The organism is Flavobacterium sp. UGB4466, assembly GCF_903469665.1.
Lineage (GTDB): Bacteria > Bacteroidota > Bacteroidia > Flavobacteriales > Flavobacteriaceae > Flavobacterium > Flavobacterium lipolyticum.
Window position 1 is genome coordinate 1 of the sequence record NZ_CAGKLC010000072.1, and the last position, 25,830, is coordinate 25,830.

Consider the following 25,830-nt stretch of genomic DNA (forward strand, 5'->3'; position numbering starts at 1 on the left):
ATGTAATTTTTTAAAATGCAATATTTTTGCTAATTTTCTTAATAAAGCTTTGAGTTTTTCTTATTTTAGCAATTTTATAAATGAAGGAAAATTTTTAATAAAATGAATTTAAGGCGTTTTGAAGTTCTTTTGAAGTTTACACAAGAACAACGTAAAGGTGTTTTTTTACTCTTTATTATTATAGCTGTATTGCAGGCGGTTTACTTTCTTGTTGATTTCGATATTTCGGAGAAGATTGTTCCTGAAGAAAAGCAGTGGATGAATTTGCAATCCGAAATAGATTCTTTAAAATTTTTAAAGTCTGGAGAGAAAAGAAAGGTCTATGCTTTTAATCCAAATTTCATTACCGATTACAAAGCGTACAAATTAGGAATGTCTGTCCAGGAGATCGATCGTCTGCTGGCGTTCCGAAAAGAGAACAAATATGTAAATTCAGCAAAAGAATTTCAGGAAGTCACAAAAATCTCAGATTCTTTACTGAGAGTGATTTCTCCGCTTTTTAAATTTCCGGAGTGGGTTACCAATAAATCAAGTCATAAGATCAAAAGAAATGAGTTTTTTAAAAAACCTGTTTATGAAAAAGAGGAAATTATAGTACAGGATATGAATAGTGCTACTCAGGAAGATTTAGTTAAGATATATGGTATAGGGGAAGCTCTATCGATAAGGATCCTTAAGCAAAGAGAAGTTTTGGGAGGTTTTGTTTCGATGGAACAGATGAATGAGGTTTGGGGACTTTCGCCAGAAGTTGTAAAAGAATTGACTGCGCATTTTAAAGTAGCAATTCCTCCCTCCTTAAAAAAAATCGCCATAAACGAAGCCTCTTTAAAAGAGTTGGCAAAGTTTCCTTACTTCCGATATGCATTGGCCAAGGAGATTGTGACCTATCGAAGTATGAATGGGAATATTAATAATATTGAGGATTTGTCAAAAATTAAAGGTTTTCCTATTGAAAAAGCAAAAATAATTAGTTTATATTTGGAGTTCTAAAAAAAAACAGAATTACAATGGATTTTCAATATAATGAAACGCAGTTGATGATTGCGCAGTCAATAAAAGATTTTGCTGAGAAAAATATCCGTCCAAATATCATGGAATGGGATGAATCTCAAATTTTTCCGGTTTCCCTGTTCAAGCAATTGGGAGAAATGGGGTTTATGGGAGTTTTGGTTCCTGAAGAGTATGGTGGTTCCGGTTTAGGGTATCACGAGTATATCACCGTTGTAGAAGAGATTGCAAAAGTAGATCCATCAATTGGTTTATCTGTTGCGGCTCATAATTCATTATGCACCAATCATATTTTGACTTTTGGTAACGAAGAACAAAAGAAAAAATGGCTGCCAAAACTTGCAACAGCAGAGCATATTGGAGCCTGGGGATTAACCGAGCACAATACCGGTTCAGATGCGGGAGGAATGAATACGACCGCAGTTAAAGAGGGTGATGAATGGATTATAAACGGAGCCAAAAACTTCATTACACATGCTATTTCAGGAGATATTGCGGTAGTAATTGTTCGCACCGGTGAAAAAGGTGATTCAAAAGGAATGACGGCTTTTGTTCTTGAGAAAGGAATGAAAGGCTTTAGTTCAGGAAAGAAAGAAAATAAATTGGGAATGCGTGCCAGTGAAACTGCCGAGTTGGTTTTTGACAGCTGTCGCGTTCCGGATGCAAACAGATTGGGGGAAGTAGGACAAGGATTTGTTCAGGCGATGAAAATATTAGACGGGGGACGAATTTCAATTGGAGCGTTATCTTTAGGAATTTCAAAAGGAGCTTATGAAGCGGCTTTGAAATATTCAAAAGAGAGATACCAATTTGGTCAGCCTATCAGTAATTTTCAAGGTATATCTTTTAAATTAGCTGATATGGCTACCGAAATAGAAGCGTCGGAGTTGTTATTGCATAAGGCAGCCTATTTAAAACAACAACATAAGCCGGTGACAACATTAGGAGCTATGGCGAAGATGTATGCTTCCGAAGCTTGCGTGAAAATTGCCAACGAAGCGGTTCAGATTCATGGAGGTTACGGTTATACAAAAGATTTTCCGGTAGAGAAATTCTACAGAGATTCTAAATTGTGTACCATTGGAGAAGGAACAACCGAAATTCAAAAAGTGGTTATTTCCAGAAATTTGTTGAAAGAGTAAAGAGTAAAGAGTAAAGAGTAAAGAGTAAAGAGTAAAGAGTAAAGAATGCAGGGTACATAGTATTGAAGTCTTTGTTCTTTGCTCTATATTCTATTCTCTAAAAAAAATCACGGGATGAAGAATGCAGGATACGCAGTATTGAAGTCTTTATTCTTTGCTCTATATTCTATTTTCTAAAAAAAAAAGCACAATTTATGGCTCATAATTCATAATTAATACATACTTTTGCAGCCTTAACGAGAGGAGGTGTCAATATTATGTTAATTATACCAATTAAAGACGGAGAAAATATCGATAGAGCATTAAAGCGCTATAAAAGAAAATTTGATAAAACAGGAACTGTTCGTCAACTAAGAGCACGTACTGCTTTTATTAAGCCTTCTGTTATCAAAAGAGCTCAAATTCAAAAAGCGGCTTACATCCAAACATTGAGAGATAGTTTAGAGAGTTAGTAGTAGCTTTTTTTAAAATAATTACCGTTAGTTATCAAAAAGAATTAATTTTGATACTAACGGTTTTTTTTGTGTTTAATTTTAAGCTGAGTTGGTTTTCTTTTTATCGGACTAACAGATGTTGTAAGAATTGTGTTTTTATGAAATCAAATATAGAGGCGTTTCGTGATTATCTGGAGTTGGAGAAGAAGTATTCGGTTCATACGGTTACGGCTTATTTGAATGATGTTTTTTCTTTTAAAGAATTTAATGGAGTTAATTTTGAGCAAGAGGGAATTGAGGGGGTGAATTACAGTCAAATTAGAAGTTGGATTGTTTCTTTAGTGGATGAGGGTGTTTCGAATGTTTCTGTCAATCGAAAAATGTCGTCTTTGAAAGCGTTTTATCGGTTTCTTTTGAAAACAAAGCAAATTGAAGTGAATCCGATGTTAAAGCATAAAGCATTGAAAACGCCTAAGATTATTCAGATTCCTTTTTCTGAAAAAGAGTTGACTGATTTGTTGTTGGAGGTTGGTGATCCTTGTGGGTTTGAGGAGGTTCGTGACAGGCTCATTGTGGATTTGTTTTATGCCACCGGGATAAGGAGGGCTGAGTTGATTCATTTAATGAAGTGTAATGTTGATTTGTCATCTGGTTTGTTAAAGGTTTTAGGGAAGAGAAATAAAGAGCGTATTGTTCCGATATTGCCAATAATTGCGGGGCAGATGAAATTGTATTTACAGGAAAGGGCTTTGATTGAAAAGGTGGTAGATGAGGATTATTTTTTTATTTCAGGCAAAGGGTTAAAATTGAGTGAATCTTTTGTGTATCGATTAATAAATTCTTACTTTAGTAAAGTCTCTGAAAAGGTAAAAAAGAGTCCGCATGTGCTTCGGCATACTTTTGCGACTCATTTATTAAATAACGGAGCAGATTTAAATTCAGTTAAGGAATTATTGGGGCATTCGAGTTTAGCGTCTACACAGGTTTATACTCACAATAGTTTAGCGGAGCTTAAAAAAGTGTATGCAAATGCGCATCCTAGGAATAAACAATAGTTCTGAAATGTTTAACCCTAAAATTTGTATTATGAAGGTAGATGTTCATGCAGTTAACTTTACTGTTGACAGAAAATTGGTAGATTTTATTCAGGAGAGAATGGGTAAATTGGAGAAATATTATGATCGTGTTGTTTCGGCGGATGTTTTTTTGAAAGTTGAAAGAACAAGTGATAAAGAGAATAAAGCAGTAGAGATTAAGATTAATGTACCGGGGGATGATTTTTTGGTTAAAAAGCAGTGCAAGACATTCGAAGAGGCAGTTGAGCTTTCAGCAGAATCTTTAGAAAGATTACTTGTTAAAAGGAAAGAAAAAATAAGAGCACATATATAATTGAAATTTTTTTCAAAAAATGTTTTGATTCAAAGATAAAATAGCTACATTTGCAGTCCGTTAGAAATAGCGGACTTTTTTAATGCAATTGCCGATGTAGCTCAGTTGGCTAGAGCAGCTGATTTGTAATCAGCAGGTCGTGGGTTCGAGTCCCTCTATCGGCTCAAAAATATTTCAAATGCGATTTGAAATTGGTTCTTAAAAAATATTGAAAAAGGTTTGTGGTTAGTAGGGTGAGGTTTTTAGGTTAGATCTAAAATCGGAATTCTGAAATCATAAATTATTAAGGGGAGATACTCAAGCGGCCAACGAGGGCAGACTGTAAATCTGCTGTGTGAACTTCGCAGGTTCGAATCCTGCTCTCCCCACAAATAAAGAAGAAGTTAAGGTTTTGGGCTATCGGTTTCGGGTTTTTAAAAGCTGAGATCTAAATCTAAAAGTCAGAACTCTCTGCCGACTTAGCTCAGGGGTAGAGTGCTTCCTTGGTAAGGAAGAGGTCACGGGTTCAATTCCCGTAGTTGGCTCAAGTAAGTAGGAAATTGAAAATTAATATATAACTAAGATTAAAAATTAAGTAAAATGGCAAAGGAGAATTTTAATCGTTCCAAACCGCACTTAAACATAGGTACAATTGGACACGTGGATCACGGAAAAACTACATTAACTGCAGCAATTACAAAAGTATTGTCTGATGCTGGTTACTGTCAAGCAAAATCGTTTGATCAAATCGATAACGCTCCAGAGGAGAAAGAAAGAGGTATTACTATTAATACATCACACGTAGAGTATGAAACAGCTAACCGTCACTACGCTCACGTTGACTGTCCAGGTCACGCGGATTACGTAAAGAACATGGTTACTGGAGCAGCTCAAATGGACGGAGCTATCTTAGTAGTTGCTGCTACAGATGGTCCAATGCCACAAACTCGTGAGCACATCCTTTTAGGTCGTCAGGTTGGTATTCCAAGAATCGTTGTTTTCATGAACAAAGTGGATATGGTTGATGATGCTGAGTTGTTAGAGCTTGTTGAAATGGAAATTAGAGATTTATTATCTTTCTACGAATATGATGGAGATAATGGTCCTGTAGTTCAAGGTTCTGCTTTAGGAGGATTGAATAATGATCCTGCTTGGGTACCAAAAATCATTGAATTAATGGAAGCTGTTGATGCTTGGATCGAAGAGCCAGTGCGTGACGTAGCAAAACCATTCTTGATGCCGGTTGAAGACGTATTTACAATTACTGGTCGTGGAACTGTTGCTACAGGTCGTATCGAAACAGGTATTGCTAATACAGGAGATCCAGTTGAAATCATTGGTATGGGAGCTGATAAATTAACTTCTACTATTACAGGAGTTGAGATGTTCCGTAAAATCCTTGATAGAGGTGAAGCTGGAGATAACGTAGGTTTATTGTTAAGAGGTATTGATAAAGAATCTATCAAAAGAGGAATGGTTATCATTAAGCCAGGATCAGTAAAACCACACGCTACTTTCAAAGCAGAGGTTTATATCTTGAAAAAAGAAGAAGGTGGACGTCATACTCCATTCCACAATAACTACCGTCCACAGTTCTACGTACGTACAACTGACGTAACAGGAGTTATTACTTTACCAGAAGGAGTAGAGATGGTAATGCCAGGAGATAACTTGACTATCAATGTTGCTTTATTAAGCCCAATCGCTATGAGTGTTGGTTTGCGTTTCGCTATCCGTGAAGGTGGTAGAACTGTAGGAGCAGGTCAGGTAACTGAAATCGTAGGATAATCCTATAAAAAATAAAAAAAAAGCCAGCTGATTTTCTTAATTGAAATCACTGGCTTTTAAATACGGGCGTAGTTCAAGGGTAGAATAGCGGTCTCCAAAACCGTTGATGGGGGTTCGAATCCCTCCGCCCGTGCAATAATAAAATATATCAAATGACAAAAGTTACTAATTATTTATCAGAGGCTTTCGAAGAGTTAAAGTCAAATGTTACTTGGCCAGCTTGGGCTGAGGTTCAAAAATTGACAATTGTTGTAGCTGTATTTTCGATTCTGTTCGCTTTGGCAACATGGGGAGTAGACGAATTTTTTGCAAAAGCTTTGGCTGGATTTTTTAACTGGTTAAAAGGATAATTTTTTTTGTGATGGCAGATAATAATGTGAAAAAATGGTATGTGGTTAGAGCTGTAAGCGGGCAAGAAAATAAAGTCAAAGCTTACATCGAAACTGAGATTGCCAGATTAGGTATGGGCGATTATGTTTCCCAAGTTTTAGTACCTACAGAAAAAGTAGTTACTGTAAAAGAAGGAAAGAAAATGTCTAAGGATAAAGTTTATTTCCCTGGATATGTTATGATCGAAGCCAATTTAGTTGGTGAGATACCTCATATTATTAAGTCAATTACTAGTGTAATTGGGTTTTTAGGTGAGATCAAAGGCGGGGAACCGGTTCCTTTGAGACTTTCTGAAGTAAATAGAATGTTAGGTAAAGTGGATGAGTTGGCTGTTAATACAGATACTCGTGCTATTCCTTTCAGCCTGGGTGAAACGGTAAAAGTGATCGATGGTCCTTTTAACGGGTTTAACGGTTCGGTTGAAAAAATCAATGAAGAAAAGCGTAAACTTGAAGTTATGGTTAAGATTTTCGGAAGAAAGACACCATTAGAATTGAGCTTTATGCAAGTAGAAAAAGTATAATTTTTTGTTACACTATAATAAACCATTGTAATCGCTTCCATTGATTACAGTGATAAATTTTTTAAAAATGGCTAAAGAAATTAGTAAGGTAGTTAAACTACAAGTTAAGGGAGGTGCTGCGAACCCGTCGCCACCGGTTGGACCTGCTTTAGGAGCTGCTGGGGTTAATATCATGGAGTTCTGTAAGCAATTTAATGCTAGAACTCAGGATAAACCTGGCAAAATTTGCCCAGTGCAAATCACTGTGTATAAAGACAAATCATTTGATTTTGTCGTTAAGACTCCTCCAGCAGCAGTTCAGTTAATGGAAGCTGCAAAGCTAAAATCTGGTTCTGGTGAGCCTAATCGTAAAAAAGTAGCTAGCGTTACTTGGGAACAAATTAGAACTATTGCTGAAGACAAAATGCCGGACTTAAACGCTTTCACAATTGAGAAAGCTATGAGTATGGTTGCTGGAACAGCTAGATCTATGGGTATAACTGTATCAGGAGATGCTCCTTTTTAATTAAGAAAAAGACATGGCAAAATTAACAAAAAAGCAAAAAGAGGCTGCTTCAAAAATTGAAAAGAACAAATTATACTCTCTAAAAGATGCTGCGGCATTATTGAAAGTTGTTGCTTCTGCAAAATTTGATGAGTCTGTTGATATCGCAGTTCGTTTGGGTGTAGATCCTAGAAAAGCGAATCAAATGGTAAGAGGTGTGGTTACATTACCTCACGGAACAGGTAAAGATGTTAAAGTATTAGCATTAGTTACTCCAGATAAAGAAGCGGAAGCTAAAGAAGCTGGAGCAGACTATGTAGGTCTTGACGATTATTTACAAAAAATTAAAGACGGTTGGACTGATGTTGATGTAATCATCACTATGCCAGCTGTTATGGGTAAATTAGGTCCATTAGGTCGTATTTTAGGACCTAGAGGTTTAATGCCAAACCCTAAAACAGGTACTGTAACTATGGATGTTGCAAAAGCTGTTGCAGAGGTTAAAGCTGGTAAAATTGACTTTAAAGTTGATAAAACTGGTATCGTTCACGCAGGAATTGGTAAAGTTTCTTTTGGAGCTGAGCAAATTGTTGACAACGCACACGAAATTATTCAAACATTAATAAAACTTAAACCAACTGCTGCTAAAGGTACCTACATTAAAGGTATTCACCTTACAAGCACTATGAGTCCTGCTATTGCATTAGACCCAAAAGCAGTATAATTGGTAGTTAAAAATTTTTAGTATGACTAGAGAAGAAAAATCAATCGCGATTGAAAATTTAACTGCGCAGTTAGCTGGTACAAATATCATTTATGTATCTGATATTTCTGGTTTAAACGCAGAGACAACTTCAAACTTACGTAGAGCTTGTTTTAAAGCTGGAATCAAATTAGAAGTTGTTAAGAACACTTTGCTTGCAAAAGCAATGGAAGCTTCTGCTAATGATTATGGTGATTTACCAACAGTTTTAACTGGTAACAGTGCTATATTTATTTCTGATGTAGCTAATGCTCCTGGAAAAATTATCAAAGATTTCCGTAAGAAATCTGATAAACCAGTTTTAAAGGGTGCTTTCATTAATAATGAAATTTACATTGGAGATAATCAATTAGATGCATTAGCAACTATTAAGTCTAAAGAAGAACTTCTTGGAGAACTTATCGGATTATTGCAATCACCAGCTCAAAGAATTATTTCTGCTTTACAAAACAAATTCGCTGGTAGCGAAGAAGAAACTGAAGCATAATAATTATCGCAGGGAGTTTATTCTCCTTGCTGCTTAAATAGCGCACAATAAACAAAATATAATTTTACAAATCATTTTAAACGATAGAAAAAATGGCAGATTTGAAACAATTCGCAGAACAATTAGTTAACTTAACAGTTAAAGAAGTTAACGAATTAGCAACAATATTAAAAGACGAGTATGGTATCGAGCCTGCTGCTGCAGCTGTAGTAGTTGCTGCTGGTGGTGGAGAAGGTACTCAAGAAGAAGCACAAACTGAATTTACAGTTGTATTGAAAGAAGCTGGAGCTTCTAAATTAGCAGTTGTAAAATTAGTAAAAGAACTTACAGGTTTAGGTCTTAAAGAAGCTAAAGATGTAGTTGACGGTGCTCCAAGTAACGTTAAAGAAGGTGTTTCTAAAGAAGAGGCTGAAGGTCTTAAAAAATCATTAGAAGAAGCTGGAGCTGTAGTTGAGCTTAAATAATTTAACTCAGTTTTAAGAACTAGGTTTAGGTCCTGAGTTAACACTCAAAGGCCTAAACCATTTTTCGTATAATAAAATACATTAAATTTTATTATCAAATAGTTTAAAATACGGAAGAGTTTTTGATCAATACGAAGAAAAAAAATGGAACTTGGTTTATCCGGTTTATTTTTAAAGATGTGTTGATTCTAAAAAGAAAGTATAAACTAAACAATGTGTTTTACACAAAAAACTACTTTTTTTTAATCAAAATTTTGTTCATTGATGATAACAAATCAGACTGAAAGATTGAATTTTGCCTCTACAAAAAATATTCCTGACTATCCGGATTTTCTAGATGTTCAGGTTAAATCTTTTAAAGATTTTTTTCAATTAGAAACTAAATCTGACGAAAGAGGCAACGAAGGTCTATACAACACCTTCATGGAAAACTTTCCAATTACAGATACAAGAAACAACTTTGTATTGGAGTTCCTGGATTATTTTGTAGACCCACCACGTTATACAATTCAAGAATGTATAGAGAGAGGACTTACCTATAGTGTGCCTTTAAAAGCCAGGTTAAAACTATACTGTACAGACCCAGAACACGAAGATTTTGAAACTATTGTACAAGATGTTTATCTTGGAACAATTCCTTACATGACACCAAGTGGTACCTTTGTAATTAATGGTGCCGAGCGTGTAGTAGTATCTCAGCTACACCGTTCTCCTGGGGTTTTCTTTGGACAATCATTCCACGCAAATGGAACAAAATTATATTCTGCCAGAGTAATTCCTTTTAAAGGATCCTGGATAGAATTTTCTACAGATATTAACAGCGTTATGTACGCGTATATCGATAGAAAGAAAAAATTACCGGTAACAACTTTATTCCGTGCTATTGGTTTCGAAAGAGATAAGGACATCCTTGAAATTTTCGACTTAGCTGAAGAAATTAAAGTTTCTAAAACAGGTATCAAAAAGTATATTGGAAGAAGACTTGCTGCGCGTGTATTGAACACTTGGCACGAGGATTTCGTTGATGAAGATACCGGAGAAGTAGTTTCTATCGAACGTAACGAAATCATCCTTGATCGTGATACTATTATCGACAAAGATAATGTGGAAGAGATCATCGATTCTAACGTTAAATCTATTTTGTTACACAAAGAGGATAATAATCAAGCTGATTATGCTATTATCCACAACACGTTACAAAAAGATCCAACAAACTCTGAAAAAGAAGCTGTTGAGCATATCTACAGACAATTGCGTAATGCAGAACCGCCTGATGAAGAAACTGCTCGTGGTATTATTGATAAATTGTTCTTCTCTGATCAACGTTATAACTTAGGTGAAGTTGGTCGTTACAGAATGAACAAAAAGTTAGATTTAGATATCCCTATGGACAAGCAAGTGCTTACCAAAGAAGATATCATTACAATCGTGAAATATTTGATCGAATTGATCAACTCAAAAGCTGAGATTGATGATATTGATCACTTATCAAACCGTCGTGTTAGAACAGTTGGAGAACAATTGTCTCAGCAATTCGGTGTTGGTTTAGCACGTATGGCGAGAACTATTCGTGAGAGAATGAACGTTAGAGATAACGAGGTGTTTACACCAATTGATTTGATCAATGCTAAAACATTATCATCAGTTATCAACTCTTTCTTTGGTACAAACCAGTTGTCTCAATTTATGGATCAAACGAATCCATTAGCTGAGATTACACACAAGAGAAGACTTTCTGCACTTGGACCAGGTGGACTTTCGAGAGAAAGAGCTGGTTTCGAGGTTCGTGACGTTCACTATACACATTATGGTCGTTTATGTCCGATTGAAACTCCTGAGGGACCAAACATTGGTTTGATTTCATCTCTTGGTGTTTATGCAAAAGTAAACGGAATGGGATTCATCGAAACTCCATACCGTAAAGTAACTAATGGTGTAGTTGATTTAGAAAGTACTCCAATTTACTTAAGCGCTGAAGAAGAAGAAGGAAAAATGATTGCTCAGGCAAACATTGAAATGGATGAGACTGGTAAAATTACGGCAACTAATGTTATTGCTCGTGAGGAAGGTGACTTCCCGGTTGTTGAACCTTCAGTGGTACATTATACAGACGTTGCACCTAACCAGATTGCTTCGATTTCGGCTTCGTTAATTCCTTTCTTGGAACATGATGATGCGAATCGTGCGTTGATGGGATCTAACATGATGCGTCAGGCGGTTCCTTTGATCCGCCCGGAAGCACCAATCGTTGGTACAGGTTTAGAGCGTCAGGTAGCTTCAGATTCTAGAGTATTAATTAATGCTGAAGGAGATGGAACTGTAGAATACGTTGATGCAAATATCATTACTATCAAATACGACCGTACTGAAGATGAAAGAATGGTAAGTTTTGATGCTGATGAGAAAACGTACAACTTAATTAAATTTAGAAAAACCAATCAGGGAACAAGTATCAACCTGAAACCAATCGTAAGAAAAGGTGACAGAGTGGTTCTTGGACAAGTATTATCAGAAGGATATGCTACTCAAAATGGGGAATTAGCTTTAGGTAGAAACTTAAAAGTTGCGTTCATGCCATGGAAAGGGTATAACTTTGAGGATGCGATTGTAATTTCTGAAAAAGTAGTTCGTGATGATATTTTTACTTCTATCCACGTTGATGATTATTCATTAGAGGTTAGAGATACTAAGTTAGGAAACGAAGAGTTAACAAACGATATTCCTAACGTTTCTGAAGAAGCTACTAAAGATTTAGATGAAAACGGTATGATTAGAATTGGGGCAGAGGTTAAGCCTGGCGACATTTTGATCGGAAAAATTACACCAAAAGGAGAATCAGATCCTACTCCGGAAGAGAAATTGCTTCGTGCAATCTTCGGGGATAAAGCAGGTGATGTAAAAGATGCTTCATTGAAAGCTTCTCCATCTTTACATGGTGTAGTTCTTGACAAAAAATTATTTGCAAGAGCCGTTAAGGATAAACGTAAACGTACTCAGGATAAAGATGCTTTAGGCGCTTTAGAAATGGAATTCGAAACTAAATTTGTTGAATTAAAAGACAGATTAGTAGAGAAATTATTCCTGATCGTTAACGGAAAAACATCTCAGGGTGTAATGAACGATTTGGGTGAAGAAGTTTTACCAAAAGGTAAAAAATATACTCAAAAAATGCTTTACGCAGTTGAGGATTTTGCTCACTTGAGCAAAGGTCAATGGGTTGCCGATGACGCTACAAATAAAATGGTTAATGATTTAATTCATAACTATAAAATTAAGCTGAACGACTTACAAGGATCTTTAAGAAGAGAGAAATTCACTATTACAGTTGGAGATGAATTACCATCTGGAATCTTGAAATTGGCTAAAATCTATATCGCTAAAAAACGTAAGTTAAAAGTAGGTGATAAAATGGCAGGACGTCACGGTAACAAAGGTATTGTTGCAAGAATCGTTCGTCATGAGGATATGCCATTCTTAGAAGATGGAACACCGGTAGATATCGTATTGAATCCACTTGGGGTACCTTCTCGTATGAACATTGGTCAGATTTATGAAACTGTTCTTGGATGGGCTGGTATGAACTTGGGTAGAAAATTTGCTACTCCAATTTTTGACGGTGCTTCTTTAGACCAAATCAATGCTTTGACTGATGAAGCTGGAGTACCACGTTTCGGACATACACACCTTTATGATGGTGGTACCGGAGAGCGTTTCCATCAAGCTGCAACTGTGGGTGTAATTTACATGCTTAAATTAGGACACATGGTTGATGATAAGATGCACGCACGTTCTATCGGACCATACTCATTGATTACGCAACAGCCACTTGGAGGTAAAGCTCAATTTGGAGGTCAGCGTTTCGGAGAGATGGAGGTTTGGGCACTTGAGGCTTATGGAGCTTCTAGTACACTACGTGAAATCTTAACGGTGAAGTCTGATGACGTTATTGGTAGAGCTAAAACTTACGAGGCTATCGTTAAGGGTGAAACTATGCCAGAACCAGGTTTACCAGAATCATTCAATGTATTAATGCACGAATTGAAAGGTCTAGGTCTAGATCTTCGTTTGGAAGAATAAATAAAAGTTTTCAGTCGCAGTCTCAGCATTCAGTTACAACTGAAAACTGAGACTGCTAACTGTTACTAATAATGTTAGAAGTTTTTAAAGATTTATACCCGTAACCCGTTCCGATTTTTTATAGTAATGCAAGGTATTCTATAACTAGCGCTTCAAATTAAATTTTGAAGTTTTGAGAAGTAACCCGAGGTAGTGTTTTAAGTCGAAAGTTTGAAAGTCCAAAGTCTAAAGTCAGCAATGACTTTAAAACTTTATGACATTTGACTTTAGACTAGACTAAGAATCAATTTTTTAATTGCAAAATAAATCAATAGTAAAAACTATGATGAATAACAGAAACAATAAAGACAAAAATCCAGTAAAAAGATTTAACAAAATTTCTATTGGATTGGCTTCACCAGAATCTATCCTGAAAGAATCAAGAGGAGAGGTTTTAAAGCCGGAAACTATTAACTACAGAACTCACAAACCAGAGCGTGACGGACTTTTCTGCGAAAGAATCTTCGGACCAGTAAAAGATTTCGAATGTGCTTGTGGTAAGTATAAAAGAATTCGTTACAAAGGTATCATTTGCGACCGTTGTGGTGTTGAAGTTACAGAGAAAAAAGTACGTCGTGACAGAGTAGGACACATCAATCTTGTTGTGCCTATTGCTCACATCTGGTATTTCCGTTCTCTTCCAAACAAAATTGGTTATATCCTTGGTCTTCCGTCTAAGAAATTAGATATGATCATTTACTACGAAAGATATGTAGTAATTCAAGCAGGTATTGCTAAAAATGCAGATGGAGAATCTTTACAAAGATTAGATTTCTTAACGGAAGAAGAATACTTAAACATTTTAGATACTCTTCCGCAGGAAAACCAATATTTAGATGATTTAGATCCAAATAAATTTGTTGCCAAAATGGGAGCAGAGTGTATTATGGATTTATTAGCTCGTATTGACTTAGATGCTTTATCTTATGAATTGAGACACAGCGCTAACAACGAGACTTCTAAACAAAGAAAAACGGAGGCTTTAAAAAGATTACAAGTTGTGGAATCTTTCCGTGAGTCTAACTTAAACCGCGAAAATCGTCCGGAATGGATGATTATGAAAGTGGTTCCAGTTATCCCACCAGAATTACGTCCGCTTGTACCACTTGATGGAGGTCGTTTTGCAACTTCAGATTTGAACGATTTATATCGTCGTGTAATCATCCGTAACAACCGTTTGAAAAGATTAATGGAGATTAAAGCTCCTGAAGTGATCTTGAGAAACGAGAAACGTATGTTACAAGAATCTGTAGATTCATTATTTGATAACACTCGTAAAGCTTCTGCTGTTAAAACAGAATCAAACAGACCATTAAAATCATTATCTGACTCTTTAAAAGGTAAACAAGGACGTTTCCGTCAAAACCTTTTAGGAAAACGTGTGGATTATTCTGCTCGTTCAGTAATCGTCGTTGGTCCTGAGTTAAAATTATACGAATGCGGATTGCCAAAAGATATGGCTTCTGAATTATACAAACCTTTCGTTATCCGTAAATTGATTGAAAGAGGTATTGTAAAAACAGTAAAATCTGCTAAGAAAATAATCGATAAAAAAGAGCCGGTAGTTTGGGATATCCTTGAAAACGTAATTAAAGGACACCCGGTATTACTAAACCGTGCTCCTACTTTGCACAGATTAGGTATCCAGGCATTCCAGCCAAAATTAATTGAAGGAAAAGCGATTCAGTTACACCCATTAGTATGTACGGCGTTTAACGCGGATTTTGATGGTGACCAGATGGCGGTTCACTTACCATTAGGACCAGAGGCTATTTTAGAGGCACAATTATTAATGTTGGCTTCTCACAATATCCTTAACCCTGCAAATGGTGCTCCTATTACTGTACCTTCTCAGGATATGGTCTTGGGTCTATACTATATGACCAAAGAGCGTATTTCTACAGAGGATCACATTATTTTAGGTCAGGATTTGACTTTCTATTCTGCTGAAGAAGTAAACATTGCATTAAACGAAGGAAGATTAGAATTGAATGCTCGTGTGAAAATTAGAGCTAAAGATTTTAATGAGGCTGGAGAATTAGTGTACCAAATTATTCAAACAACTGCGGGACGTGTATTATTTAACGAAGTAGTACCTGAAGCAGCCGGATATATCAACGACGTATTGACTAAGAAAAACCTTAGAGATATTATCGGACACATTTTAAGTGTGACTGATGTACCTACAACGGCAGCTTTCTTGGATAATATGAAAGATATGGGTTATAAATTTGCATTTAGAGGAGGTTTATCATTCTCTTTAGGTGATATTAGAATCCCGGAACAAAAAACGAAGTTAATTGCAGATGCCAGAGAGCAAGTTGAAGGTATCTCAACGAACTATAACATGGGTCTTATTACCAATAACGAGCGTTACAACCAGGTTATTGACGTATGGACTTCTGCGAATGCTCAGTTAACAGAGTTAGCAATGAAAAATATTAGAGAAGACCAACAAGGTTTCAACTCTGTATATATGATGCTTGACTCTGGGGCGAGGGGTTCTAAGGAGCAGATTCGTCAGTTAACAGGTATGCGTGGTTTGATGGCTAAGCCTAAAAAATCTACTGCCGGTGGTGGTGAGATTATTGAAAACCCGATTCTTTCTAACTTTAAGGAAGGTCTTTCGATTCTTGAGTACTTCATTTCTACTCACGGTGCTCGTAAAGGTCTTGCGGATACCGCTCTTAAAACGGCGGATGCTGGTTACTTAACAAGAAGGCTTCATGACGTTTCTCAGGATGTTATTGTTAACATCGAGGATTGTGGAACTTTAAGAGGTGTTGAAGTTTCTGCATTGAAGAAAAATGAGGAAATCGTTGAATCATTAGGAGAAAGAATTTTAGGACGTGTTGCATTGCAAGATGTTATTAATCCTTTAACTAATGAAGTATTAGTTCAATCAGGTCACCAAATTACGGAGGCTATTATGAAGACTATCGAAGCTTCTCCTATTGAAAGAGTAGAAGTTAGATCTCCATTAACTTGTGAGGCTTTAAAAGGTATTTGTGCTAAATGTTACGGTAGAAACTTAGCTACCGGTAAAATGACACAAAGAGGTGAAGCTGTCGGAGTTATTGCAGCTCAGTCTATTGGAGAGCCTGGTACACAGTTAACACTTCGTACGTTCCACGTTGGAGGGGTTGCAGGAGGTATCTCTGAAGAGTCTAGTATTGTTACAAGATTCGCAGGTAGACTTGAGATTGAAGATTTAAAAACGGTTAAAGGTGAGGACAGCGAAGGTAATGCGGTAGATATCGTAGTATCACGTTCAACTGAGTTAAAATTAGTTGATGAGAAAACTGGAATCGTTTTAAATACACATAATATTCCTTACGGTTCTAGTATCTTTGTTAAAGATGGTGAAGCTGTAGCTAAAGGAACTGTAATTTGTAAGTGGGATCCATATAACGGTGTAATTGTTTCTGAATTTACGGGTAAAATTGCTTACGAAGATTTAGAGCAAGGACAATCGTACATGGTTGAAATTGATGAGCAAACCGGATTCCAGGAGAAAGTAATTTCTGAGGCGAGAAACAAAAAATTAATCCCAACTTTATTGGTTTACGGTAAAGAAGGTGAATTGATTCGTTCGTACAACTTACCGGTAGGTGCACACTTAATGGTTGAGAATGGTGAGAAAATTAAAGCAGGTAAAGTATTAGTGAAAATCCCTCGTCGTTCTTCTAAAGCAGGCGATATTACAGGAGGTCTTCCAAGAATTACCGAGTTGCTTGAGGCTCGTAACCCTTCAAACCCGGCAGTTGTTTCTGAGATCGACGGTGTTGTTTCTTTCGGTAAAATCAAAAGAGGTAACCGTGAGATCGTTATCGAATCTAAATTTGGTGAGATTAAAAAGTATTTAGTTAAACTTTCAAGCCAGATCTTAGTTCAGGAAAATGACTTCGTAAGAGCAGGAGTACCATTGTCTGACGGTGCAATTACACCAGATGACATCTTAAGAATTCAAGGACCGGCTGCTGTTCAACAGTACTTGGTAAATGAAATTCAAGAGGTATACCGTCTTCAAGGGGTAAAAATTAATGACAAGCACTTTGAGGTAGTAATTCGTCAAATGATGCGTAAAGTAAGAGTTCAGGATCCGGGTGATACTTTATTCTTAGAGGATCAATTAATTCACACTAAAGATTTCATCGTTCAAAACGATAAATTATACGGTATGAAAGTAGTTGAAGATGCTGGTGATTCTGCGGTATTAAAACCAGGTCAGATCATTACTCCTCGTGAATTACGTGATGAAAACTCATTGTTGAAACGAAATGATAAAAATCTGGTTGTAGCCAGAGATGTAATTACTGCAACTGCAACGCCAGTTTTACAAGGTATTACAAGAGCTTCGCTACAAACTAAATCATTCATTTCTGCGGCTTCATTCCAGGAGACAACGAAAGTACTTAACGAAGCTGCTGTAGCTGGTAAAGTAGATGATTTAGAAGGATTGAAAGAAAATGTAATTGTTGGACACAGAATTCCTGCGGGAACTGGTATGAGAGAATACGATAACACTATCGTAGGATCTAAAGACGATTACAATGAAATGATGGCTAATAAAGAAGAATATATTTATTAATATTAGGAACCTATGAGTAATCCGAACCAACAACAAGAACAGATTAATATCGAGTTAGATGAAACTATTGCAGAAGGAATTTATTCTAATCTGGCGATTATCAATCACTCATCATCAGAATTTGTTTTAGATTTTGTGAGTATTATGCCTGGTATTCCTAAAGCCAAAGTAAAGTCAAGAATTGTCTTGACACCACAACATGCTAAAAGATTATTAAAAGCAATTGGTGAAAATATTCATCGTTTTGAAGTCGCTCATGGCGAAATCAAAGAGACAGAACAAGCTCCAATACCGCTTAATTTTGGTCCTGCGGGACAAGCATAAACTTTAAAAGCCCCAGTAATGGGGCTTTTTTTATGGAAAAAACTAAATTTTTAAGGTAAATTTTGGTTCAGTACAAAATGTTAGGAGTGGATAGAAGTTATTCCTTTATTAACGATTTCAGCTCTTCATTTAAGAGAGCATTTTGTTACGACTGATTTTATAATTAGTGTTCTCTACCGGTATGACTATTTGAAATATTTAAAAATGGGCTGAAAACCTAAAAGCATAAAAATAGTGTAACACACTATAAATTAAGATAATGACATATTGCCCTGAAAGAGTATAAGCAATTACAGGAAAGTCAGGTAAAGAAAGTTTTGATGACTTTTACCACTGTGATAAAACGGATGTGTGAATTTTGTCAATCGCTACAAATCCTGGTGCATTTGTGAGTAAAGCAATCAAGAAATGCTGTTCAACGGATATATTTTTACTTTCGTCGACAAAATTTCTTGTTGTAAATGAATTGTGCTAGCTTGCGATCGATTATATAAAAAGATAATATTTTTTGGAGTATAAAAACTAATTAAGGTTGGATTAATTCAAATTAAAAAAAAGCGCTAATTGTAAAAAATTAGCGCTTTTTTTATAGCTGAAATTTTGAAATTTCTTAGTCAAATTCCGAAGTGAAGAACAGTTTTACACTTGGGTATTTGCTTTGTGTCATTTGTATCGTGAAGTCAGAATCAGCCAGGAATACCAACTGACCATATTTATCATGTGCAAGGAATTTTTGTTTGATACGCTTAAATTCTTTGAATTCATCATTTTTTGCATCATCAGGTTTTACCCAGCAAGCTTTGTGAACCGGAAAGTTTTCATAAGTACATTTTGCACCATATTCGTGCTCTAAACGATACTGAATTACCTCGTATTGAAGCGCTCCAACAGTACCAATTACTTTACGGTTGTTCATTTCTAAGGTAAACAACTGCGCCACACCTTCATCCATTAACTGGTCCACACCTTTGTCTAATTGCTTAGCCTTCATAGGATCGGCATTGTTAATGTATCGGAAATGTTCAGGAGAGAAACTTGGAATTCCTTTGAAACTCATGATTTCGCCTTCGGTTAAGGTATCCCCAATTTTGAAATTTCCGGTATCGTGCAGTCCAACAATATCTCCCGGATAAGAAATGTCTACAATTTCTTTTTTCTCTGCAAAGAAAGCATTCGGGCTCGAGAATTTTAAATTTTTCTTTTGACGAACGTGATAATAAGGTTTGTTTCTTTCAAAAGTTCCTGAAACAATTTTAATAAAAGCCAAACGGTCTCTGTGTTTAGGATCCATATTCGCGTGGATTTTGAAGACAAAACCGGACATTTTTTCTTCTTTCGGGTCCACCAAACGGGTTTCAGAATCTTTTGGTCTTGGAGACGGAGCAATGGTAACGAAACAATCTAACAATTCACGAACTCCAAAATTGTTCAAAGCTGAACCAAAAAAGACAGGTTGCAGTTTACCATCTAAATAATCCTGACGATCAAATTTTGGATATACTTCGTCAATCAGTTCTAATTCTTCACGAAGTTTTTCAGCTGCTTTTTGACCTACAATTTTATCTAATTCCGGATTGTTCTGAACATCAGAGAAAGCAATTGTCTCTTCAATATTTTTACGACTGTCTCCACTAAAAAGATTGATATTTTCTTCCCAAAGATTATAAATCCCCTGAAAATCATACCCCATACCAATCGGGAAACTTAAAGGTGTAACCGTAAGTCCAAGCTTTTGTTCTACTTCGTCCATCAAATCAAAAGCATCTTTTCCTTCGCGGTCTAATTTGTTGATGAAAACAATCATAGGAATGTTGCGCATTCTACAAACTGCGACTAACTTCTCTGTTTGTTCTTCGACCCCTTTAGCAACGTCAATTACAACAATAACACTATCAACAGCGGTTAAAGTTCTAAAAGTATCTTCGGCAAAATCCTTGTGTCCCGGAGTATCAAGAATGTTGATTTTTTTGTCTTTATAATTAAAAGCAAGTACTGAGGTTGAAACCGAAATACCTCTTTGGCGTTCGATTTCCATGAAATCGCTCGTTGCTCCTTTTTTAATTTTATTGTTTTTTACAGCTCCCGCTTCCTGAATAGCACCTCCGAACAACAATAATTTTTCAGTTAAAGTTGTTTTACCGGCATCAGGATGCGATATAATTCCAAATGTTCTTCTGCGTTGTATTTCTTTTAAAAAGCTCATATTTCGTATAAATAGGTTGCAAAAGTACTATTAATTACGGCTTAATAAAAATATTCACTTCTTAAATTGGGAACCTCATTACAATATTGAGCAAGGATGCTGTAAATTTTACCACCGGTCAGATTTTTTGATACAAGACTTTGTCGTGGGTGCTCTTCTATTCTCTTCTATTACTCTATTTTGCTTTTAGTTCAGGAAGAAATTACATCTATAATGGGATAAGTTAGAAGCTTATACAAACAAAAAAGGAATAATTAAGTATTGTACTGGATAAATACATTTGACTTTTCAGTTGTATTGTTATTATTTAAAATTTGATTCAGGCAAGATTCTCAACATATAATACTAGGAAAATACCAATATGCCTTGATCTAGAGAAAAAGTTGGCTATTTGTAGTTTACCCCCCCCCTTATTTCTTTTTAAAACAGCAAACTTGCTACCAGATATTACATTAAACCTGTCGGTTATTTCATACATATATACGCATATGCTTCTATTGATAATGGTAGAATTTTATTGTTTGTATTTTCGTGTTAAATAATGTTAAAATACAGAGGTTTAAAACCTCAATTACTCAGTTTTTAAAAAAGAATTATTTATGAAGAAAGAATTATTATGGATGTATTTATGCTTTTTTGGATTGGTTACTCATTCTTATGGCAATATAAATACAATAAACAATGTGACGGCATTTTTATCCTACCCCGTAAAGCCAGATTGGCTAAAATTAGAGGTAAATAACACTTCGACAGCTTATAATTATAGGCCGTCGCTTTTAGGTTTAGATGAGTTTACCGGTGATAGGAATGGAAATATCTATTTTCAATGGTATGATTCTGATACTGTAACCAATTTAACTGGTGCTAAAACTGACCAAACTGGGGCTACAGTTTCGACTATTCTGAGGACTTATCCTGCTACCGTAAGTGGAGAAACTTTCGATAACTACAATTTTAACCATATAAACGGAACGTTAACTATCGATGGTAGTAATCTTCCTGAAACTGTGATCTACCCTACTGCTCTTTTGACATCAACGGTGACTAAAACCTACGGAGATCCGGATTATTCTCCGGATCCTCTGAATTCAAGTACTTCTTACAGTAGTAGTAATTCTGCGGTAGCCACCATTGTAAACAACAAGGTGCATATTGTGGCTTCTGGAACAGCAATCATTACTTTAGCTGCTTCGGATGGGAGTACAATACAGCAGGTTTTAACGGTTAACAAAGCGCCATTAAGTATTATTGCTGATAACAAATCCAAAAAAAATGGAGAAAATAATCCCCAATTTACCCTTTCTTATTCGGGGTTTTTAAATGGAGATACTACAGCTAGTTTAACTACGGCCCCTGCTGTCTCTACTACTGCCGGTACTTTAAGTCCGACGGGGACTTATCCTATCACAGTAAGTGGAGGAAGTTCAGATAAATATGAATTTCACTATACAAACGGGACCATGACGATTATCGATCCTACTATTAGTAAAGTATCAATTGTGGCCAACGGGACAACTGCTTCTTCTACCTATACTGGAAACTATGGAATTGAGCTCTCATATGACAATGACCCGAACACGTATTATCATTCTGGGCCCATTGCTAATACATCTCCATTTATCCTTAACTATCATCTTAATGGATCCGCAGTAGTCAATAGTTTGAGATATAGCCCAAAACCGCAAAGCGCACTAGGAAGAGCTGGTGATTTAGGAAAGGTGAGAATCAGTTACAATACGGTTTCGGATGCCACTTTTCAACCTCTGATGGATTATGATTTTGGACAGTTGGCAACGGCTAGAAGTTTCAACTTTCCTTTTCCGATAACTCCGTCAAATATTCGTATTGAGGTTCTAGACGGAGCCAATGGTTTTGCCTCTTGTTCTGAAATGGAATTTTATACTGACCTTATTTTTGAGTCAATGGTAACTAAAACTTACGGAGCTCTCGATTATCGGCCGGTAGTCCCGAATTTAAACGAATCAAATGCCTCCTACAGTAGTAGCAATTCTGCAGTAGCCACCATTGTAAACAACAGAGTACATATTGTGGCTACCGGAACATCAATTATTACTATAGTCGCTCCGGACGGAACTACAACACAACAGACCTTAACGGTAAACAAAGCGGCATTAAGTGTTACCGCTGATAACAAAAACAAAAAATATGGAGCTGTCAATCCAGACTTAACACTGTCTTATTCGGGGTTTTTAAATGGAGATACTATAGCTAGCTTAACTACGGCCCCTGCTGTCTCTACCACTGCCAGTACTTTAAGTCCGGCGGGGATTTATGCTATTAAAGCAAACGGAGGAATCTCAAGTAATTACAAATTTTCCTATATAGACGGAACCTTAACCGTTGAAGGCAATAAAGCAGCGATTGTAGCCAATGGAACGACTGCTTCTTCTGTCGATGGAGGGAATGAAATAGGGCTCTCATACGACAAAAATTTGACCACGATGTATCATTCCGCTTACTTTACTACAAATCCTGTTACCCTGAACTATCGTCTAGATGGAGCCACGGCAGTTGGTCTTTTGACATACACTCCAAGACAGGACGGTAACAACAACGGTAATTTCGGAAATGTCAGTATCAGTTACAATACGATTTCAGATGCCACTTTTAAGCCTCTGATAGATTATAATTTCAATCAAGTGGCGACGCCTACAAGCATAAACTTTCCTTCTACGATAACTCCGTTAAATATTCGTATTGTGGTTAAGGACGGTTACAATGGTTTTGCCTCTTGTTCTGAAATGGAATTCTACGAAATTCCTTCTTTTACAACAACGCTAACTAGAACCTATGGAGATTCGGATTATTTGCTAGGAGCTCCTAATCCAAACGGATCAAATACCTCTTACAGTAGCAGTGACCCTGCAGTAGCCACCATTGTAAACAATAAAGTACATGTTGTTGGTGTAGGTAGAACAATCATAACCGCTACTCAGGACGGAACTACAACACAACAGATCTTAACGGTAAACAAAGCGGCATTAAGTGTTACCGCTGATAACAAAACTAAAAAATATGGAGTTGTCAATCCAGACTTAACACTGTCTTATTCGGGGTTTGTAAATGGAGATACTATAGCTAGCTTAACTACGGCCCCTGCTGTCTCTACCACTGCCAGTACTTTAAGTCCGGCGGGGATTTATGCTATTAAAGCAAGCGGAGGAATCTCAAGTAATTACAAATTTTCCTATATAGACGGAACCTTAACCGTTGGAGGCAATAAAGCTGCGATTGTAGCCAATGGAACGACTGCTTCTTCTGTCAATGGAGGGAATGAAATAGGGCTCTCATACGACAAAAACTTGACCACGATTTATCATTCCGCTTCCTTTACTACAAATCCTGTTACCCTGAACTATCGTCTAGATGGAGCCACGGCAGTTGGTCTTTTGACATACACTCCAAGACAGGACGGTATCAACAACGGTAATTTCGGAAATGTCAGTATCAGTTACAATACGATTTCAGATGCCACTTTTAAGCCTCTGATGGATTATAATTTCAATCAAGTGGCGACGCCTACAAGCATAAACTTTCCCTTTACCATAACTCCGTTAAACATTCGTATTGTGGTTAAGGACGGTTACAATGGTTTTGCCTCTTGTTCTGAAATGGAATTCTACGAAATTCCTTCTTTTACAACAACGCTAACTAGAACCTATGGAGATCTGGATTATTTGCTGGGAGCTCCTAATCCAAACGGATCAAATACCTCTTACAGTAGCAGCGACCCTGCAGTAGCCACCATTGTAAACAATAAAGTACATGTTGTTGGTGTAGGTAGAACAATCATAACCGCTACTCAGGACGGAACTACAACACAACAGACCTTAACGGTAAACAAAGCGACATTAAGTGTTACCGCTGATAACAAAACCAAAAAATATGGAGCTGTCAATCCAGACTTAACAGTGTCTTATAGCGGTTTTGTAAACGGAGATACGGCAGGGAGTCTTACCACAGCGCCAAGTGTCGCAACAAGTGCTGTCGCATCAAGTCCGGCGGGCAGTTATGATATTACAGTAAGCGGAGGAACTTCGGGCAACTACGACTTTACTTATGTTAATGGTACACTAACTGTAAATAAAGCACAATTAACGGTTACAGCTAGTAATAAATCCAGAGCCTATGGAGCTGTCAATCCAGACTTAACAGTGTCTTATAGCGGTTTTGTAAACGGAGATACGGCAGGGAGTCTTACCACAGCGCCAAGTGTCGCAACAAGTGCTGTAGCATCAAGTCCGGCGGGCAGTTATGATATTACAGTAAGCGGAGGAAGTTCAGATAAATACGACTTTACTTATGCTAAAGGTACACTGACCATTGGTAAAGCGCCATTGACCATTACGGCCAATAATAAATCAAAAGCCTATGGAGCTGTCAATCCGGGCTTAACAGTGTCTTATAGCGGTTTTGTAAACGGAGATACGGCAGGGAGTCTTACCACAGCGCCAAGTGTCGCAACAAGTGCTGTAGCATCAAGTCCGGCGGGCAGTTATGATATTACAGTAAGTGGAGGAAGTTCAGATAAATATGAGTTTACTTATGCTAAAGGTACACTAACTGTAAATAAAGCACAATTAACGGTTACAGCTGGTAATAAATCCAGAGCCTATGGAGCTGTCAATCCAGACTTCACAATGTCTTATAGCGGTTTTGTAAATGGAGATACGGCAGGGAGTCTTACCACAGCGCCAAGTGCTACAACAAGTGCTGTAGTATCAAGTCCGTTGGGTAGTTATGATATTTCAGTAAGTGGAGGAAGTTCAGATAAGTACGACTTTACTTATGTTAAAGGTACACTGACCATTGGCAAAGTGCCATTGACTGTTACTGCCAATAATCAATCGAGAGCCTATGGAGCTGTCAATCCGGGCTTAACAGTGTCTTATAGCGGTTTTGTAAACGGCGATACGGCAGGGAGTCTTACCACAGCGCCAAGTGTCGCAACAAGTGCTGTAGCATCAAGTTCGGCAGGCAGTTATGATATTACAGTAAGCGGAGGAATTTCAGATAAATACGACTTTACTTATGCTAAAGGTATACTTACCATTGGTAAAGTGCCATTGACCGTTACGGCCAGTAATAAATCCAGAGCCTATGGAGCTGTCAATCCAGACTTAACACTGTCTTATAGCGGTTTTGTAAACGGAGATACGGTAGGGAGTCTTACCACAGCGCCTAGTGCCGCAATAAGTGCTGTAGCATCAAGTTCGGCAGGCAGTTATGATATTACAGTAAGCGGAGGAATTTCAGATAAATACGACTTTACTTATGCTAAAGGTATACTTACCATTGGTAAAGTGCCATTGACCGTTACGGCCAGTAATAAATCCAGAGCCTATGGAGCGGTCAATCTAGACTTAACACTGTCTTATAGCGGTTTTGTAAACGGAGATACGGCAGGGAGTCTTACCACAGCGCCAAGTGCTACAACAAGTGCTGTAGCATCAAGTCCGGCGGGCAGTTATGATATTACAGTAAGCGGAGGAATTTCAGATAAATACGACTTTACTTATGCTAAAGGTACACTAACTGTAAATAAAGCACAATTAACGGTTACAGCTGGTAATCAATCCAGAGCCTATGGAGCGGTCAATCCAGACTTAACAGTGTCTTATAGCGGTTTTGTAAACGGAGATACGGCAGGGAGTCTTACCACAGCGCCAAGTGCCGTAACAAGTGCTGTCGCATCAAGTCCGGCGGGCAGTTATGATATTACAG

At 37.0% G+C, this 25,830-nt stretch carries 17 protein-coding genes and 4 tRNA genes; 20 read left to right on the forward strand and 1 reads right to left on the reverse strand.

Going from position 1 to position 25,830, the window contains the following annotated elements; genetic code table 11:
• Window positions 1-102: 102 nt before the first annotated feature.
• The 19 genes from JO950_RS15780 to JO950_RS15870 all read left to right on the forward strand — a co-directional run bounded on the left by JO950_RS15780 (window position 103) and on the right by JO950_RS15870 (window position 17,882).
• Window positions 103-990 (forward strand): helix-hairpin-helix domain-containing protein, encoded by an 888-nt coding sequence (locus JO950_RS15780; protein ID WP_202703518.1) that lies wholly within the window; start codon window positions 103-105, stop codon window positions 988-990.
• A gap of 17 nt (window positions 991-1,007) precedes the next feature.
• Complete coding sequence (locus tag JO950_RS15785; RefSeq protein WP_202703519.1) at window positions 1,008-2,150, forward strand: acyl-CoA dehydrogenase family protein; 1,143 nt, start codon at window positions 1,008-1,010, stop codon at window positions 2,148-2,150.
• A gap of 257 nt (window positions 2,151-2,407) precedes the next feature.
• Window positions 2,408-2,602, forward strand: coding sequence for a 30S ribosomal protein S21 (gene rpsU, locus JO950_RS15790; protein WP_017496720.1), 195 nt, complete (start codon window positions 2,408-2,410; stop codon window positions 2,600-2,602).
• Window positions 2,603-2,742: 140 nt separating this feature from the next.
• The gene (locus tag JO950_RS15795) at window positions 2,743-3,639 is read left to right on the forward strand and encodes a tyrosine-type recombinase/integrase (protein ID WP_202703520.1); all 897 of its coding nucleotides are present in this window, start codon (window positions 2,743-2,745) and stop codon (window positions 3,637-3,639) included.
• A 31-nt stretch (window positions 3,640-3,670) separates the two neighbouring features.
• Window positions 3,671-3,973, forward strand: a complete 303-nt coding sequence (hpf, locus tag JO950_RS15800; RefSeq protein ID WP_202703521.1) for a ribosome hibernation-promoting factor, HPF/YfiA family — start codon at window positions 3,671-3,673, stop codon at window positions 3,971-3,973.
• Window positions 3,974-4,063: 90 nt separating this feature from the next.
• Window positions 4,064-4,137, forward strand: a tRNA-Thr gene (locus JO950_RS15805).
• 123 nt (window positions 4,138-4,260) lie between these two features.
• Window positions 4,261-4,341: transfer RNA gene (locus tag JO950_RS15810), tRNA-Tyr, on the forward strand.
• Between the two features lie 84 nt (window positions 4,342-4,425).
• A tRNA-Thr gene (locus JO950_RS15815) sits at window positions 4,426-4,497 on the forward strand.
• Between the two features lie 55 nt (window positions 4,498-4,552).
• Window positions 4,553-5,740: an elongation factor Tu gene (gene tuf / locus JO950_RS15820; RefSeq protein ID WP_031456758.1), complete on the forward strand. Its 1,188-nt coding sequence runs from the start codon at window positions 4,553-4,555 to the stop codon at window positions 5,738-5,740.
• A 62-nt stretch (window positions 5,741-5,802) separates the two neighbouring features.
• Window positions 5,803-5,873: transfer RNA gene (locus JO950_RS15825), tRNA-Trp, on the forward strand.
• 19 nt (window positions 5,874-5,892) lie between these two features.
• The gene (secE, locus tag JO950_RS15830; RefSeq protein WP_008466927.1) at window positions 5,893-6,090 is read left to right on the forward strand and encodes a preprotein translocase subunit SecE; all 198 of its coding nucleotides are present in this window, start codon (window positions 5,893-5,895) and stop codon (window positions 6,088-6,090) included.
• Between the two features lie 11 nt (window positions 6,091-6,101).
• A complete protein-coding gene (gene nusG / locus JO950_RS15835) occupies window positions 6,102-6,653 on the forward strand; it encodes a transcription termination/antitermination protein NusG (RefSeq protein ID WP_017496724.1) in 552 nt (183 codons plus the stop codon).
• Window positions 6,654-6,720: 67 nt separating this feature from the next.
• Window positions 6,721-7,158, forward strand: coding sequence for a 50S ribosomal protein L11 (gene rplK / locus JO950_RS15840; RefSeq protein ID WP_008466923.1), 438 nt, complete (start codon window positions 6,721-6,723; stop codon window positions 7,156-7,158).
• 13 nt (window positions 7,159-7,171) lie between these two features.
• The gene (rplA, locus tag JO950_RS15845; protein WP_017496725.1) at window positions 7,172-7,861 is read left to right on the forward strand and encodes a 50S ribosomal protein L1; all 690 of its coding nucleotides are present in this window, start codon (window positions 7,172-7,174) and stop codon (window positions 7,859-7,861) included.
• Between the two features lie 22 nt (window positions 7,862-7,883).
• Window positions 7,884-8,387: a 50S ribosomal protein L10 gene (gene rplJ, locus JO950_RS15850; RefSeq protein WP_017496726.1), complete on the forward strand. Its 504-nt coding sequence runs from the start codon at window positions 7,884-7,886 to the stop codon at window positions 8,385-8,387.
• Between the two features lie 92 nt (window positions 8,388-8,479).
• Window positions 8,480-8,851, forward strand: a complete 372-nt coding sequence (gene rplL, locus JO950_RS15855; RefSeq protein WP_202703522.1) for a 50S ribosomal protein L7/L12 — start codon at window positions 8,480-8,482, stop codon at window positions 8,849-8,851.
• 264 nt (window positions 8,852-9,115) lie between these two features.
• Window positions 9,116-12,928: a DNA-directed RNA polymerase subunit beta gene (gene rpoB, locus JO950_RS15860; RefSeq protein ID WP_202703525.1), complete on the forward strand. Its 3,813-nt coding sequence runs from the start codon at window positions 9,116-9,118 to the stop codon at window positions 12,926-12,928.
• Between the two features lie 322 nt (window positions 12,929-13,250).
• Window positions 13,251-17,558: a DNA-directed RNA polymerase subunit beta' gene (gene rpoC, locus JO950_RS15865; RefSeq protein WP_202703523.1), complete on the forward strand. Its 4,308-nt coding sequence runs from the start codon at window positions 13,251-13,253 to the stop codon at window positions 17,556-17,558.
• Between the two features lie 12 nt (window positions 17,559-17,570).
• Complete coding sequence (locus JO950_RS15870; protein WP_017496730.1) at window positions 17,571-17,882, forward strand: DUF3467 domain-containing protein; 312 nt, start codon at window positions 17,571-17,573, stop codon at window positions 17,880-17,882.
• A 610-nt stretch (window positions 17,883-18,492) separates the two neighbouring features.
• Here the strand turns inward: JO950_RS15870 and JO950_RS15875 are convergent.
• Complete coding sequence (locus JO950_RS15875) at window positions 18,493-20,085, reverse strand: peptide chain release factor 3 (RefSeq protein WP_017496731.1); 1,593 nt, start codon at window positions 20,083-20,085, stop codon at window positions 18,493-18,495.
• Window positions 20,086-20,684: 599 nt separating this feature from the next.
• Between JO950_RS15875 and JO950_RS15880 the strand changes: the two genes are divergently transcribed.
• Window positions 20,685-25,830, forward strand: a 5,146-nt coding sequence (locus JO950_RS15880) for an MBG domain-containing protein (RefSeq protein WP_202703524.1), incomplete at its 3' end; no start/stop codon positions are given.